The sequence below is a fragment of the Anaeromicrobium sp. genome, assembly GCF_025210435.1.
In the GTDB taxonomy this organism is placed as follows: domain Bacteria; phylum Bacillota; class Clostridia; order Peptostreptococcales; family Thermotaleaceae; genus Anaeromicrobium.
In genome coordinates this window covers 33436-48936 of record NZ_JAOART010000103.1, presented here as the reverse complement: position 1 = coordinate 48936, position 15501 = coordinate 33436, and the positions used below count along the sequence as shown (strand labels likewise).

General features: G+C 30.1%; 17 protein-coding genes. 1 reads left to right on the top strand and 16 read right to left on the bottom strand.

Annotation, left to right across the window (positions count from 1 at the left end; all coding sequences use genetic code 11):
- The 9 genes from N4A57_RS12785 to N4A57_RS12745 form a co-directional block, all read right to left on the bottom strand.
- On the bottom strand, window positions 1-102 hold a 102-nt coding region (locus tag N4A57_RS12785; RefSeq protein WP_293658384.1), incomplete at its 3' end, for a MerR family transcriptional regulator.
- A gap of 74 nt (window positions 103-176) precedes the next feature.
- Complete coding sequence (locus N4A57_RS12780) at window positions 177-338, bottom strand: hypothetical protein (RefSeq protein ID WP_293658383.1); 162 nt, start codon at window positions 336-338, stop codon at window positions 177-179.
- Complete coding sequence (locus N4A57_RS12775) at window positions 331-1230, bottom strand: response regulator (RefSeq protein ID WP_293658382.1); 900 nt, start codon at window positions 1228-1230, stop codon at window positions 331-333. The genes N4A57_RS12780 and N4A57_RS12775 overlap by 8 nt, the downstream gene beginning before the upstream one ends.
- 4 nt (window positions 1231-1234) lie before the next feature.
- Entirely contained in the window at window positions 1235-2497 is a 1263-nt protein-coding gene (locus N4A57_RS12770) for an ATP-binding protein (protein ID WP_293658381.1), read from the bottom strand.
- A gap of 187 nt (window positions 2498-2684) precedes the next feature.
- Complete coding sequence (locus tag N4A57_RS12765) at window positions 2685-3656, bottom strand: YbgA family protein (RefSeq protein ID WP_293658380.1); 972 nt, start codon at window positions 3654-3656, stop codon at window positions 2685-2687.
- 41 nt (window positions 3657-3697) lie between these two features.
- On the bottom strand, window positions 3698-4597 hold the full coding sequence (uvsE, locus tag N4A57_RS12760; RefSeq protein ID WP_293658379.1) for a UV DNA damage repair endonuclease UvsE: 900 nt from the start codon (window positions 4595-4597) through the stop codon (window positions 3698-3700).
- A 15-nt stretch (window positions 4598-4612) separates the two neighbouring features.
- Entirely contained in the window at window positions 4613-5386 is a 774-nt protein-coding gene (locus tag N4A57_RS12755; protein ID WP_293658378.1) for an ABC transporter permease, read from the bottom strand.
- Window positions 5387-5390: 4 nt separating this feature from the next.
- Window positions 5391-6014 carry an ABC transporter ATP-binding protein gene (locus N4A57_RS12750; RefSeq protein ID WP_293658377.1) on the bottom strand — a complete coding sequence of 208 codons (624 nt, stop codon included), beginning with the start codon at window positions 6012-6014 and terminating at the stop codon, window positions 5391-5393.
- Window positions 5992-6324 carry a PadR family transcriptional regulator gene (locus N4A57_RS12745; protein WP_293658376.1) on the bottom strand — a complete coding sequence of 111 codons (333 nt, stop codon included), beginning with the start codon at window positions 6322-6324 and terminating at the stop codon, window positions 5992-5994. Before N4A57_RS12745 ends, N4A57_RS12750 begins: the two co-directional genes overlap by 23 nt.
- A gap of 292 nt (window positions 6325-6616) precedes the next feature.
- Between N4A57_RS12745 and N4A57_RS12740 the strand changes: the two genes are divergently transcribed.
- Window positions 6617-7858, top strand: coding sequence for an IS110 family transposase (locus N4A57_RS12740; protein ID WP_293658375.1), 1242 nt, complete (start codon window positions 6617-6619; stop codon window positions 7856-7858).
- Window positions 7859-8062: 204 nt separating this feature from the next.
- On the opposite strand, the gene N4A57_RS12735 is transcribed toward N4A57_RS12740, so the two are convergent.
- The 7 genes from N4A57_RS12735 to N4A57_RS12705 form a co-directional block, all read right to left on the bottom strand.
- Window positions 8063-9325, bottom strand: coding sequence for an MFS transporter (locus N4A57_RS12735; protein ID WP_293658374.1), 1263 nt, complete (start codon window positions 9323-9325; stop codon window positions 8063-8065).
- 108 nt (window positions 9326-9433) lie between these two features.
- On the bottom strand, window positions 9434-10651 hold the full coding sequence (locus tag N4A57_RS12730; protein WP_293658373.1) for a MerR family transcriptional regulator: 1218 nt from the start codon (window positions 10649-10651) through the stop codon (window positions 9434-9436).
- A 133-nt stretch (window positions 10652-10784) separates the two neighbouring features.
- The gene (locus N4A57_RS12725) at window positions 10785-11792 is read right to left on the bottom strand and encodes a hypothetical protein (RefSeq protein WP_293658372.1); all 1008 of its coding nucleotides are present in this window, start codon (window positions 11790-11792) and stop codon (window positions 10785-10787) included.
- 153 nt (window positions 11793-11945) lie between these two features.
- On the bottom strand, window positions 11946-12692 hold the full coding sequence (gene larB / locus N4A57_RS12720) for a nickel pincer cofactor biosynthesis protein LarB (RefSeq protein ID WP_293658371.1): 747 nt from the start codon (window positions 12690-12692) through the stop codon (window positions 11946-11948).
- A 9-nt stretch (window positions 12693-12701) separates the two neighbouring features.
- Window positions 12702-13505: an ATP-dependent sacrificial sulfur transferase LarE gene (larE, locus tag N4A57_RS12715; protein WP_293658370.1), complete on the bottom strand. Its 804-nt coding sequence runs from the start codon at window positions 13503-13505 to the stop codon at window positions 12702-12704.
- Window positions 13506-14756, bottom strand: a complete 1251-nt coding sequence (larC, locus tag N4A57_RS12710; protein WP_293658369.1) for a nickel pincer cofactor biosynthesis protein LarC — start codon at window positions 14754-14756, stop codon at window positions 13506-13508.
- A 12-nt stretch (window positions 14757-14768) separates the two neighbouring features.
- Window positions 14769-15494, bottom strand: coding sequence for an energy-coupling factor ABC transporter ATP-binding protein (locus N4A57_RS12705; protein WP_293658368.1), 726 nt, complete (start codon window positions 15492-15494; stop codon window positions 14769-14771).
- Window positions 15495-15501 lie beyond the last annotated feature (7 nt).

The window sequence follows — 15501 nt, the reverse complement described above, 5'->3', positions numbered from 1 at the left end:
TACATGTTGTGGAATGAATGAGCCTTTTTTATGCCAATCTCTTAATGTTTGAGGAGTTTTGCCTATTTCTTTAGCAAACTGACCTATTGAATAATACTTCATTAATTATCACCTCTATATAATGATAACAAATAACATGATATTATTCAATGCATTTTTATAGATTCTTATAGATTTTATTTAACAGTTGCTAACCTCCCATTTAAATTGAAAATCCCCTTATGATTATACCAATTTTTACCTTTTAATTGAACTATTGATTTTCTAGATAAATATGCATAAACAAAAAACCACCAAGCTTTTTTATCCCTTAGTGGTTCACATTTATTTTTACTCATCCTTTATATCTATTATTATTCCTTCTATGAACTTCTTAATGTTAACCTTTCCACTTTGACCTGATTCTCCCCTTCCAAAGTTCATCTGATTTCTCACTTCTTTAAAGTTAAATAAAGTACTAGAGTATTTAACAAAGATTTCATTTTCTCCATTCTCAATACCCATATTAGCTATGTTTTTAAGGGCCTTTATGGAAGCTCTTCTAACCCGTTGTTCTATGGCAGAAGTATTTGTAGCTATGCCCTCTTCTTCACTATATTTATCACATAAATACTTATATATCTGAGATAATTTGTATTTAGGTAAATTGTTTTTTCCCTCTTCAATATGGTTCATTATCCATAGGATAATTTCAATAATATCCCTTACTCCTGCTTCACCTAAAATACCTAATTGGGCTAACACTTTCTCTATTTTATCCTCAACACTATGTTCCTTGTTCTTTTTTTCTACGGGTACATAGTCTATTCCTCTTATTCCTTTTAGGGCATCTTCAAAGGATTGAATAACCTTGCTCATATTAACCTTTTCTTTTATCTTTTCTATTACACTTATAACCTCTATGACATTTATGGGTTTACTTATGAAAAATTCAATTCCATTTTTGTATGCCTTAGATATCATCTCTTCAGAACTTACTTGGGATATCATGATAAAAGTAACGTCCTCATGGGTTCCCTTTACCTTAGATACTATCTTTATACCATCTACAGTAGGTAATAATAAGTCAACTAAAACAATATCCGGTTTAAGTATTTTTATATCTTCTATGGCTTGTCCCCCATCATTACTATAGCCAATTATGTCTCCCAAATGATTTTTTTCAATTATCCTCTTTAATATATTTTGCACAACTTTATCATCTTCAACTATGTAAAAACTCGTATTCAATTTATTATGCACTCCCCTCAATATTTGTAACTGGAATTTTCATCTCAAATATTGTTTTTGAACTCTCCCTATTGTTAATTTCTATTGTACCACCAAAATGATTTTCCACTATGTTTTTAACATGGGATAATCCTATTCCAGTAGACATTTTTCCCGTTGTTTTATCATACTTATTAGTAAAACCAGGCTCAAATATTAACTCCATATCCTCTTCTTCGATTCCAGGTCCATCATCTATAACTCTAAATATATGGTTTCCATCCTTTTCATACTCCTCAACCACTATTTCCCCTGTTGACTCTATGGCATCTATGGAGTTGGTTATGAGATTATTTAAAACAGAAATTAAAGGATAATAGTCATTCATTTGGAAATTACTTTGAGTTTGAAATTTCACAGAAATATCTACTTCCTTAAACTCTATTAGCTTATTTGTAGCATCCTTAATTATTTTAAACACATCTTCCACAGACATATGTAGATTTGTTTTCTCACTAAGTAATGTATTTTCCATACCTGCTACTACTCTAATATAGTCCTTTTTTATTTCATGTATGTTTTTAGAAATATCTAAAGCCATATTCCTTAATTGTGGTTCTTCAAGTCTTTCATATAAGTCATAACTTTGTTCCATCATATCTTCAATATCTATCATGGACTTTTTTAGGAAAAATAATTCCGTATTGAGTTTTGCCGTAAATAGTAATAACTCCCTAAACTTCTTTTCCTTTTGTTCTATTTCAAATATATCCCTAGAATACAATATGATCTTATAAATAACCCATGTCATCCATGATCTTATTAATCCCACATATATAATGGCTATAACAGCCTTTTCAAAATCAATATGAATAAAATAATAGGACAATATGGCCTCTGCTATATTACTAGAACTATCACAAAACCATAAGGATACTATAAAGGCAGGAGAATCATCTAATTTATCCCTTATGTGAAGGGCACTAAAAAGAAAACCAAATATTATGTAAAATACTGCCACAGGTATGTAGCTCAATAAATTTGTGAGAAATGTAGTTTCAGGATAAGCAATAAAATTAAGTGATGCTCTAAATATGAACATTAATATACCTATACTAGTAGATACGGTCATTACAGATAAATCTTTAAAGTATATTAATAAAAGTGATAAAACTAATACGGCAAGGGAAAATCTAAACCATTGGGAAAATGGACTTATATACCCTTGTCCCATAAAAACCGTCACTAAACATATGGCCATAGTATTTCCTAATCGTTTTTTATCCATAACTACATCCTTTCCTAAGGCATACTAAATAATCGTACAATTCTATATTATCATAAAACAAAATAAATTAGCTTATTTATTTTAAGTCTATATGGAAATTATTTATAAATGCTAATGTTAGTTTATCCAAAATACTAAAGCCACCTCTTAATTATAAAATAAAGGTAGCTTCTATAATATCTAGTTTCTAGGTACTTTTTCCCGAATCCCTAAGGTCTACTAACTCCTTTGGATATGGATTAAATATAGTTTGATTTAGTAAATATTTATTTTCAAATCTCATAACCCATGAATATATAAGGGCTAATGGAACAGAAAATGGAACTCTCTTGTCACTATAACTTTCTAATGTATCAAGGAAAAATACCTTTTCATCCTTGGTAATATATTTTGAAAAATACCCAAATAAATGGAGTAACATATTCACATTTCGCATAGGCTTAGAACTAATACTTAAGGCCTTTTCTAGTGAATATTCATATTTGACTAACACTTCATCTATTTGTAACTTTTCATGATTTGCCGTAATTTGTCCTAGTTCCTTTAAGTTCCTTTGACTATGACACATTAATAAATATTTATTCTCACTATGAAATCTTACTAATTCTTTCATACTTTTTTTGTTCTTAATATTGTCAAAGGATGCTTTAGTAAATATCCTAGTCAAAAATTCTTCCCTTATATTATAATTAGTCAGTCTTCCCTCATTTTCTATAGGTATATATGGAAAACTACCAAATATCCCCTTAGCAAAAAGACCACTGGATTTATTCCCTATGGTTCGACCCTTCCCATAATCATTATAAAGTTTCACATCATTCATACCACAAGATGGTGAACGACTCTTTAAAATTGCTCCATGTATTTTTTTAGTACCCAGCTCTCCCATAAACGAATTAGTAAACTCTTCCATCACGTCTGTCATATCTTCTCCAGACTTTGAGAAAACTAGCCTTTCTACTTCATCCTTTAAAACTAGTCTCAATGTATCCCGTGGTATGGGTAATCCTATGCCTACCTCTGGACATACCTTTATAAAGTTCACGTAAGAACTTAATATTTTAACAAATGAATTACTTATTTTAGTTCCGTCATATCTACAAGGCTCTTCATTTATGCACTTGCTTAATATTATTGTAGGTTTTTCATAATCTCTCATCTCCCATATCCCCCTTATAATTTACAATTTCCTAGACAAGATTAAATACTCATATAGTCTATTACTTTTAAAGCTGCTTCATCCTTTTTCTTAGCTTCTACCATTAAATCAATGTTAACTTCTCCTATTAATTCTAATAAATTTAACAAATCTTCTTTTTTTATATAATCATCATGTTTTCTATCCTTTATTCCATTTTTCCCACTACTTATATGAATCTTAGGATTTAAGCCTGTGTTCTTCCACGTATGTTTAATTCTTATAATATCTTCTTTAGTTAATTCCCTAGTATTATTGCAGTTATGATGATGTATATCAAGTACAATAGGTATAGATGTTTTACTACTTATATAGATTACATCATCTATATTGTAAGATTTGTCATCGTTTTCTAATCTAATAGGCCCTTTTATTTTTTCACTTAATTTATTATAGTTTTCAATAAATCTTTTTATGGCCCATTCCTTATTACCATAAACTCCCCCTGTATGGATAATCATATCATTTCCACCTAGCTTTTCTAATATTTCATAATGGTATTGTAGGTTGATTACACTATTTCTAACCACATTTTCATTTAAACTATTTATGACAGTAAATTGGTCTGGATGCATTGACAACCTAATATTATATTTGCCTACTATAATCTTTATCTCTTCCATATGTCTTAATATTTCTTCATCCTTCTGCCAACGCCAGTTAAAATCTCTTAACATGTCTGGATGAGTAACTAGTGGAAGTAACCTGCTAGTTACTCTATACATAAATATGTTATTTCCCATATTCCACCTTAATATATCTTTTATTAGAATTAAATTATCTATAATTTTATCTCTTAAATATTCTATCCCATACTTATAAACAGAGTTTAATCTACAATCTTTAAAGGTTCTAGGCTTTAAATTCGTGTTTATACATGCATATCCAATTCTCTTAATCATATTTTTTCCTACTTTCTAGTATAGTAAAATATCATAATCATCAAAAGCCTTAAATGACATAAATATTATTGATAAAATTCCACTAAAATATCTACCTATTAAGATGGCTACCATTATGGCTATCTGATATTTTATTGCAGTTAGTGGGATTGCCCCTCCTAAAATCTGTCCTGTCATCATTCCAGGTAAAGAGACAAGTCCAATAGTCTCTATTGATGCAATGGTAGGATTTACTGAAGCTGACACGGCATTTTTAAAATAAGGAGTTAAAGCCTCTATCTTGCTACCACTAAGGCTTAAGGCATAAAAGTATTCATTTTGATTTTCTTTTATGGCCTTATAAAAATTGTTTATACATATTATATTACCACTTAAGCTATTTCCTAATAGCATTCCTGCAATAGTAATCATATATTGAGCGTTGAATATATTATCTAACCTTATAACAAAAATATTAAAAAATAATAGTACAATTACATTTGGAATTATAAATGCAAAAAACAATGGAATGATAAATTTTTTGCCCTTAAATCCACAACTTTTAATTGTTGCAAAACTGGCCACGCCTATCATAAAAGCTAAATAAGCAAAGTTTATAAGTGGATTATTAATATTAAAGATATATTGAAGAAAGATTCCTACTAGACTAAGTTGTATTACCATTCGTCCTATGGAATAAAATATCTTTTTATTTATTGATATATTTAATTTACGGTTTATCATAATAACGGGAATCATTAATAAAACTAGACTTAACATTGATAAATAGGAAATTTCATTTGTGCCCATACTACTACCACTCCTTTGTTCTAATTAAATCACTTTTGCTCCAAATCTTATCATGGGAAATTATTAAAACAGTTTTATCCTTTTTTAGTACGTAGTCCACTACCTTTTCTTTCATTTCCTTATCTAATCCAGAAGTTACTTCATCTAAAAGCCATACGTGCCTATCCATTAATATACATATAATTAACCCTAACCTTTGTCTTTCGCCTCCTGAAAGTTCACTTACTTTCTTTTCCATAATATCCTCTGAAAAATTAAAGTATTTAAAAATATCTAAGACCTTATCTTTAGTAATCTCTATATGTCTGTTGTTTTTATATGAAAATATTTCAAGGATTAAATCCCATACTTTATCATTTCTTAAGTCCACATCTTGACTTACATAAGCTATATTTTTTCTAAAATACGTTATATTATTTTTTTCTAAATTTTTCCCATCTAATATTATTTCTCCCTTATGGGGCTTAACAAAACCTAATAGTAATTTAAATAGGGTGGATTTTCCTTTACCAGATGGGGCATTTAATAGTATTTTTTCTCCTTTTTTTATATTCATATTAAAATCCTTAAATAGGGTTTTACCATTAAAGCTTAAGTGTATATTTTTAAATTGAATCAAGATTATCACCCTTCACCTTCACCTCATGGGTCAGTTCCATTGCCTTTTCCCTAGCCTCTTTTAAAACCTCTTCTCCTAGAGTTGTAATTGTATAAAACTTTACTATTCTACCATCCATATTCTTTTCTTCCTTTGTTAATAAATCTTCCTTTTCCATTCTGTTTAACATGGGATATATTGTACCAGGACTGATTTTATATCCATGCTCTTTTAACTCCTTCATCATCCAAGTACCATATATGGGTTCTTTCTTAGCATGGTGCAATATGTGTATTTGCATAAATCCTAAAAATAGTTTTCTTAATATCTTATTTTTCATAAATATAATCATTCCTTTCGCTCTGCTCAAGGCACAAAACGGTATGAAACCATTGCCTTCGAGCAAATACTTATTTTATAGGGATAACAGTTAACTACAAATCACGTGGAGGTGAGTGGGATACTCTTTTTAGAGTAACCGTATAAATATATGTGTAGATTGTTCTTTCAAGCACAAATAAGTGTGACTTCGAGCACGTAGACTTATCTTTGTATAAACGTTACTCGTTTATTGCTGAACAATCAGTCAATGCTGTTTATCCCTATAATCTTTTTAGAGAGGATAAATTTCTATGATGAAAATTGTTTACCCTATCTGTTGTGGCATTGACGTCCACAAAACCTTTGTTGTTGCCTGCATTGCTTCTACCAATAATAAAGGTATTACTACTTACAAACGCCATCACTTTTCTACCTTCACCAAAGGTTTAAGAGAGCTGTTACAATGGCTTTTGGATAATTCGTGCAAAGATATTTGCATGGAATCTACAGGTAAATACTGGATACCTGTTTTTAATGTTCTAGAAGAATCCTGCAACATTACTCTGGCACATCCTAAATATGTGAAAGCAATCCGTGGTAAAAAGACTGATAAAAAGGATGCTAAATGGATTGCCGATCTATTTAAACACGATCTTGTTGCTGGAAGCTTTATGCCACCTCTCACAATTAGACAGCTTCGTGACTTAATGCGTTATCGCTTTAAACTCACAAATTTCAAGTCGAGTGAGAAAAACAGATTTCAAAATTGTCTTACGGTTTCAAATATTCAACTTGCTAGTGTTGTTTCAGACACTTTTGGAAAAAGTTCTATGAATATTATTGATAAACTCCTTGAAAACCCTATTGATACCACCTTTGATATAAAACCACTTATACATGGCTCTATGTATAAAAAACTTGAAGATTTACAACTTGCCATTGATGGTTTTATCACACCTGAACAAGCTGAAAAATTAAAAATTATCAAACAACACTATGATGGTCTAAATTTGTGTCAATCAAATCTTGAAGACGTGATTCTTTCTCTTTCCGAGCCCTACACCGAAGAAATTAACCTTATCTTAACTGTTCCGTCTTTTAAAAACATCTTTTCTGCAATTGCTATTATTTCAGAAATAGGTGTTAATATGGACGTGTTCCCGACAGCTAAGCATTTGTGTTCTTGGGCAGGGCTAACTCCACAAAATAATGAGAGTGCTGGAAAGAAAAAATCAGTAAGAATTTCAAGAGCTGGTTGTTACATAAAACCTCTTTTAATACAATGTGCCACCTCTGTAATAAAAAGCGCTAAGCATCCTGAAATTCGTAACCGCTACTTAAACCTCAAAAAGCGACGTGGACACAAACGAGCTATTATTGCCATCGCAAGAATGCTTTTAACTGCTATTTATCACATACTCAAGAAAAAAGAACCTTACAATGCTGAGTTATATAAAAAAACTGATGTTCTTCCAGTAAACCGTGAGATCACGATTGAACAGGCAGTTTTAATAGCCAGAAGGCAGGGTTTCTTCGTTAAAGCTAATGCCTAATTAAATGATCCATATTTTTCAAAAAGTCATCAATCGATGGCTTGTTTGTCATGCCCTTCTGTATTATAGCCAACTTACAGGTTATGTTTCAGACTTATTCTCCTTCATCAAAGTATATCATGATGCGATATCGTATTTTGATATCGTATTATGATATTATTTTATCAACATAAATATACTCTGTCAATAAGAAAAAATAGCCACTTACTTAGTGTGCTGCCCATCTAACTCTTTATCATATTTTCCCTCAAAACTATTTAGGACTACTAAGTTAAATATTATTATTAATACGCCCCCTCCTATGGGTAATATATATACTGGTATTTTATCTAATAATCCCCCAGACAATATTAACCCTATGGGAGCAATGGCCTTTCCTACACTTATAACTATACTAAGAACCCTTCCTCTTAATTCACTTGGTATATCCTTTTGAATTATATAAATAAAAGGTATATCAATAAATGAAACAATAATTCCAAATGATATCATTACACCTATATAATATATTAAATAAAAAATTTCACTTAATTGAATCTGCCTTATTACTGGAATTCCAACTAAAATCATACTTACAGACATGAAAATACTCATAAGCCTCAAAAGTCTCCAATATTCTATTTTTTCTATTGTATTGTTAACAAATATTGCTCCAATTATAATACCTAGAGAAAAGGAACCTTCAATAATTCCGAAACTTTTAGAATGTAATTTTAATACATTATTCACTATAAATGGCAATGGTACAGTTATTGATAAACTGATAAAAAAGTTAATGACTATCAATAATCTAAATATATTTATAATATTCTTTTCTGATTTAATGTATATAAAAGCTTCTTTCATATCCTTTTTTAGGTTAACGCCTTTCTTTTCTTCAATCGGATCTACATAGTTATATCTAAAATCTATAAACATTTCACATAAGGCTGAGATAATAAAAGAAATTCCATTAAATAATATAAACATGTGTATATCCATAAAAGTGAATACAATTCCTCCTATTACAGGACCAATAATTAATGATAATGAGTCAATTATTTTACTAGTAGAGTTTATATTAACTAGTTTATCATCTGATACCATATTAGGTATGGCCACCTCCAAGCTCGTTGCAAAGATAGTCGTAAATGTTCTATTGAGAAAAGTACTTATATATATCATGATAATATTTAATCCATATACTCTACTGATAAAATATAGTAATAAGAACAAAATTCCATTTAATATATCCATAGAGATAACTAAATTCTTCTTATTAAATCTATCTGCCATGACCCCTCCAATAGGGTTAAATAAAATTATAGGCATTATTCCTAACACCAAGGTATTGGCAAAATTCACCCCTGATCCTGTTAGTTTTAATACATATAAACCTATAGCAAAAGTATATATGGAAGTTCCAAATATTGATATGAATTTTCCCAATGGAAAAAGTATAAAATTAAGATATTCCTTTGATTTCATAAGATCCCTCCTGTCTCTAAAGCTATTCTAAACCATTGCCTAAGCTCCATGGCAATAGGCTTATACATACTTTTTTCATTTTTCACAAAGGAAAAGGTAGGGTTAACCCTACCTTTTTCCATAAAATATATAATTATATACTTTTTCACCTTTTACAAAGAACCCCTCGTACTTGCCACCCTCTTCTACATAATCAGATACTTTATCATCTATACACTTATATCCTAAATTATATATTTTGGTCTTCACATTTTCCATTACAAAGTTCTTTCTATATTTCTCCTCTATAAGGCTATTCGTGCTAAAGTTCTTAAATAAAATGTACGTTCCAATTAAATACCCACTATCCTTTACATATTTGCCCATTTGTTCTAGTAAAAATTCCTCATTCTCAAAGTTATAATTACTAGTTCCTGAAAAATCCACTACCATATCTACAGATTTACTTTTTATAGGTATTTGTAAAAAATCTGTACATAGAAAAATAATATTCTTCCTACACTCTGCTCTTTCAATGATACCCTTAAGAAACCTATGGCGAGCCAAGTCATAATCTACAGCTATATAAACACTGTTATCTGAAAGCTTATTGTATATATTCCTAAGATAAAATCCAAATCCCGAACCTAATTCTAAAATGACTTTATCCTTTACATTATTAAAATCTACTTTCTTATCTATCCATTTTATACCCTTATATACATTATCTAAGTAATCTGAATCAGTAACATTTATGTACTCACTAATATCCCCACTAAATAAATTCAATTCTGACTCTCTATAATAATCATCTACTCTGAGTATGCCATCTTCAATAATATACTCTTCATTGCAATTGCATCTTAGCTTCCCATATATTATTTGGTTATCCTTTATTGTTCCATCTACTATGCCTAATTCTCCATTACATTTTAAGCATCTTAATAGATTCAATGTACTTATATGAATACCCAATGTGAACTTCTTCTTACTCTTTTCTTTTGATATTTCATCTATCTTTTTCTTTAATCTATTTTTTATATTAGTTAGATTTTCAATATCCTTTATAAGATTCTCATATTTATTCATAAAAATAGTCTTATAATACTCTTCTTCCTCATAAGGAATAAGATTGCCTAATACTCTAAAGGTGAATATTATCTTAATCTCATTTAGGGTAAATCCCATATTCTTTAGGTTGAGAATTCTATTTAAACTATTTTTACACCTTTCATCAAAATCATATTGCCCTCCTAACTTTTCTGGCACAATTAAGCCCAAATACATATAATGTCTTATTGTGTCTTTACTAATATTATTTATCTCTGCAAATTTTCCAATCTTCATATTATCACCACTAAAAATTTTATATTTGTTTTCATTATACCACTTAAGACCCTTTTACAAAGCGAATACTATCCAATAATTGCCAAAAGAATAAAAAGATAAAGGATTTGGAAATTCTAAATCCTTTATCTTTTTATTCTTTCATCAGTTTTAACAACTCTAGCTTTTTATTTTTTATACGCTCCACCCTATCCTGCTTTTCAGCATCATCACACTTTTTATTTAGCATATGATTTATTAAATAATCATACTTTTCTAAAATTATTCCGTAACTTTTTTCACACTTCATTTCAATTAAACATTCTGAGATTTTATTTATGTCATATATATTATTTGAACTTTTTAATTTGTCTATATATATTGGACTTAGAAAAACATATTTTTCAGGATTATTCATTACATTTTTAATAGATACTATTCCATATTTTTCATTGTCCTTTAAATACATAAAATATACATCTATTACATACCATATCTCATAGTTTGAGTTTCCGTGATAATATAAATAGTTTTTTAGGTATTCTGTGCCACTATACTTATTCTCTATAATATGAATAATCTCTTCATATCCAAATTTATTTATATATATAGGATTTTCTTTATAGACTTTCATTAAAAATTCAAATCCTCTTTTGTCATAATCATTTGTCTTTTTTATATTTTCTTTAATAAAATCATATAAGAAACCATATTCTCTAGAATTAGATAAAACATTATTTAGCTCAACCATGGTATATTTTTCATCATCTATTTTTTTATGTAGAATATAATCCTCTATTTTATGTACTATATAAGTATTATCTTTGTAATCATACTTTAATGAAAATAAGTCTTTATCAGAGTCAAATTCATCCTTCTTAAAATAAAATTCTGATTTTCTGTTATCTTGTCCTTCTCTTATTAATATTTTTTTGCCATCCTTAATTTCATATAGTGCATATCTACAATTATACAACTTAGGAAATGTTGTCTCCCAGCTTCCTTCAAAGTAAAACTGTTCTCCTGTTGATGTATCCATATGAACCTTATCACTAATACCATTAGGCATAATAACAAATAGTATAAATGGCATCATCCACAATATACCTATTATAACTATACTCCAGATTATCATTTCTCTTATTCTATTTCTTTTCTCCATAGAATATTCCTCCATGACACCTTGTTTTAAACAAGTGTACGCCTTCTACGCTTTTCCTTTAAATAAGTTTAACTTGTCCTTTAAAAATAATTATATCATAATAAAATAAACCTCCACAGGTAGAATATCAAAAATCTACCCATGGAGGTTTTATTATAATTTATTAATAATACTAGCGTTATAGGCTGCACCAAATCCGTTATCTATATTCACTACACTTACTCCACTTGCACAACTGTTTAACATTGATAGTAGAGATGATAGACCTCCAAAATTGGCTCCATATCCTACACTTGTAGGAACGGCTATAATTGGCTTATCTACTAGGCCTCCTACTACACTGGCAAGGGCTCCTTCCATTCCTGCTACCACAATAATTACCTTGGCTCCTCTTATTTTATCTAATCGGGCTAACAATCTATGGATACCAGCAACTCCCACATCAATAATTTTTTCTACCCTATTTCCAAGGATTTTTGCAGTTTCTGCCGCTTCCTCCACTACAGGTAAGTCTGAAGTTCCTGCTGAGACTATGGCTATATAGTCATCCGTTAACTGTTCTTCTCTTTTCCTTATGCTTATAGTTCTTCCAAGTTTATTATATTCTGCATCTTTGCATATTTCCTTCACTACATTATACATTTCCTCACTGGCCCTAGTGGCTAGTATGTTGTTATCCTTTGTGTTCATAAATTTAATAATGTCTCTAACCTGTTCTACAGTCTTTCCTTCACAATATATTACTTCAGGATATCCTACTCTTATTTGTCTATGGTTATCAATCTTAGCAAACTCTAAATCCTTAAAAGGTAGATCCTCTATTTTTTTCATGGCTTCTTCTATTTGTATTTTTTCATTTTTCACATCTTCTAGTAGTTTTCTTACATCCTTAGAATCCATCATGTCCTCCTATTTTTTCATAGTTTCATTAAAGCTTCCTACTCTGTATCCTTCCATATCCATGGCTATATATTTAAATCCAATTTCCTTTAATTTAGCTGAAATATCATCTAGAAGTTCTTCATCAAATAGTCTTTTCCTATCTTCCCTATTAACTTCTATCCTTGCCAAATCATTATGACATCTCACTCTAACAGCCCTAAAACCTATGCTCATCATATATTTTTCAGCCTCTTCTATCTTTCTAAAATTATGTTCCTTCAATTCATGACCATAGGGAATTCTAGTTAAAAGGCAAGCATAAGCTGGTTTATGCCAGGTATTAAGATCAAGTTCCCTAGATAAAGACCTTATTTCTTCCTTAGTCAATTCACATTCAAGTAAGGGACTTTTAATCTCTAATTCACTTAAGGCTATCATACCAGGTCTATAGTCAGATGTATCATCAAAGTTAGTTCCATCTATAACATAGCTATATCCTTCAATTTTGGCCTTTTTCTTTATCATACTGAATATGGCTCTTTTGCATAAATAGCATCTATTCTCTGGATTATTTTTGATTTCATCAATTATGGGAACCTCTATTATTTCATATTCTACATCTAATTCCTTTACTAACTCCTTAGCTTCTTTTACTTCCCATCTAGGAATATATGGTGAAAGGATTGTTACTGCCTTTAGATCATTTCCAAGGGCTTCCTTTGCAGCTCTTAGTAGAAAGGTACTGTCTACCCCCCCTGAAAAAGCTAGTACTACCTTGTCTAATTTCTTTAAGTATTTTATTAGTCTTTCATATTTTTCATTATTTATCATCTATATCTTCTCCACTATTTTATCTACTTCTTTGTAAACTTCTGAAATTGGTATATTATTTTCTTTGGCGATTTTCTTGCAGTCTTCATATTCTGCCTTATATTTAATTAATTCACCTTCATAATAGGCATTTTTAATAGTAACCTCTCCATACTTTGTCCTTATCTTTTTAAAATCTCTACCTAACATAATTTTATCCACTTCATATTTTCTAAGACCTATGGAAGTAGTCTCCTTAAATATTACTTCTAACACAGCCTTTTGTTTTTTCTCACTTACTAATATGCTTAATTTTGTAGCATTTCTTCCCTTCTTCATAAGGATAGGTGTTTTAAATACATCTAAAGCCCCTGCTTCAAAAAGCACTTCCTCCACGTGGCCATAGAGTTCTGGATTCATATCGTCTATATTAGTTTCAAGAATGTACTGCTTCTTTACTTCTTCTTTTTTTATTTCCTTTCCTAAATATACCCTAAGTACGTTAGGTATTTCTAATTCCCTATTACCTATACCATATCCAATTTTTTCTATAGAAAACTCTATTTTATCTGTAAATTCCTCCACATTAGCTGCTAATATGGCTGCTCCTGTAGGTGTAGTTGTTTCAAATTCCACAATTCCAGTTTTAACGGGTATATCCTTTAATATTTCAACAGTGGCTGGAGCTGGTACTGGTATAATTCCATGGGCACATTTTACAAAGCCCCCTCCTAGTTGGACTTTAGATGCCATAATTTTGTCTACCTTTAAATAATCTAAGCATATGGCTGCCCCTACCATATCTATGATAGAATCAATGGCTCCAACTTCATGAAAATGTACTTCATATAGGCTTTTTCCATGGACCTTAGCCTCTGCTTTAGCCACTTTAATAAACATATCTAAACTTAATTTTTTTACATTTTCACTTAAATCACTTGAATTTATTATATTTTCAATTTCTTTTAATCCCCTATGGTGGTGTTCATGACTATGCTCATGATTGTGACTATGATTATTACCGTGTGAATGATCATGTCCATGGTGGTCATGATGATGGTCATGTTTATGGTCATGGATTATTACATCCACCTTAGTTCCTGTAATTCCCTTTTTAATTGATTCTTTAATTTCTATTTCATATTCAGATTCTAACTTAAGCTTTGATATCTCTTTTAAAAGATATTCCCTATCTACCCCTAGGTCTATCAACGCTCCTAGATTCATATCTCCACTTATTCCACAAAAACAATCATAATATAATACATTCATGGTTATCTCTCCCTACTTAATATTGTTATCTATTAAAAATTCCTCATCCTTTACAACCTTATTATATTCATCATCCCTAATGATAGTATGATTTTCTGAAAATACTAAAGCCCTTTTAAAAAGACCTTCCACATATTCAAAATCATGGGTTGCACAGATAATAGTTTTACCAGCCTTATTTAGTTTAATAAAAAGTTCCCTTAAAAATCTCTTTCCCTTTGGGTCTATACCATTCATAGGCTCATCTAGGGTAATAACCTCTGGATTCATGGAGAGAACACTAGCTATGGCAACACGCTTTTTTTCTCCTCCACTTAAGTTATAGGGATGTTCATCCCTTGACTTTTCTATACTTAGCATGGATAGACAATCATTTACCCTTTCATTTATTTCATCTTTAGGAAGTCCCATTTGCATTGGTCCAAAGGCTATTTCCTCAAAGACACTAGAACAAAAGAGTTGAGTATCTGCATTTTGAAATACAAATCCTATTCTTTTGTGAAATAGTTTAGAAAAACCATTCTCCTGTAATCTTTTTTCAGTAATATTAGTTCCATCAAACATATAAGTTCCCTCATGTGGAATCACAATACCATTTAGTAACTTCAAAAATGTGGATTTTCCACTTCCATTTGGACCTATAATTGCCACTGACTCTCCCTCTTTTATATTAACTTTAATATTATTAAGGGCTATCTTCTCCCTATATTTAAATGTTACATTATCTATTTTAATCATTTGGGCT

Coding starts and splice junctions, on each gene's coding strand:
- N4A57_RS12780 (WP_293658383.1), bottom strand. CDS start 338: ATGAGTAAAAATAAATGTGAACCACTAAGGGATAAAAAAGCTTGGTGG.
- N4A57_RS12770 (WP_293658381.1), bottom strand. CDS start 2,497: ATGGATAAAAAACGATTAGGAAATACTATGGCCATATGTTTAGTGACG.
- N4A57_RS12765 (WP_293658380.1), bottom strand. CDS start 3,656: ATGAGAGATTATGAAAAACCTACAATAATATTAAGCAAGTGCATAAAT.
- uvsE (WP_293658379.1), bottom strand. CDS start 4,597: ATGATTAAGAGAATTGGATATGCATGTATAAACACGAATTTAAAGCCT.
- N4A57_RS12755 (WP_293658378.1), bottom strand. CDS start 5,386: ATGGGCACAAATGAAATTTCCTATTTATCAATGTTAAGTCTAGTTTTA.
- N4A57_RS12745 (WP_293658376.1), bottom strand. CDS start 6,324: ATGAAAAATAAGATATTAAGAAAACTATTTTTAGGATTTATGCAAATA.
- N4A57_RS12740 (WP_293658375.1), top strand. CDS start 6,617: ATGATGAAAATTGTTTACCCTATCTGTTGTGGCATTGACGTCCACAAA.
- N4A57_RS12735 (WP_293658374.1), bottom strand. CDS start 9,325: ATGAAATCAAAGGAATATCTTAATTTTATACTTTTTCCATTGGGAAAA.
- N4A57_RS12730 (WP_293658373.1), bottom strand. CDS start 10,651: ATGAAGATTGGAAAATTTGCAGAGATAAATAATATTAGTAAAGACACA.
- N4A57_RS12725 (WP_293658372.1), bottom strand. CDS start 11,792: ATGGAGAAAAGAAATAGAATAAGAGAAATGATAATCTGGAGTATAGTT.
- larB (WP_293658371.1), bottom strand. CDS start 12,692: ATGGATTCTAAGGATGTAAGAAAACTACTAGAAGATGTGAAAAATGAA.
- larE (WP_293658370.1), bottom strand. CDS start 13,505: ATGATAAATAATGAAAAATATGAAAGACTAATAAAATACTTAAAGAAA.
- larC (WP_293658369.1), bottom strand. CDS start 14,756: ATGAATGTATTATATTATGATTGTTTTTGTGGAATAAGTGGAGATATG.
- N4A57_RS12705 (WP_293658368.1), bottom strand. CDS start 15,494: ATGATTAAAATAGATAATGTAACATTTAAATATAGGGAGAAGATAGCC.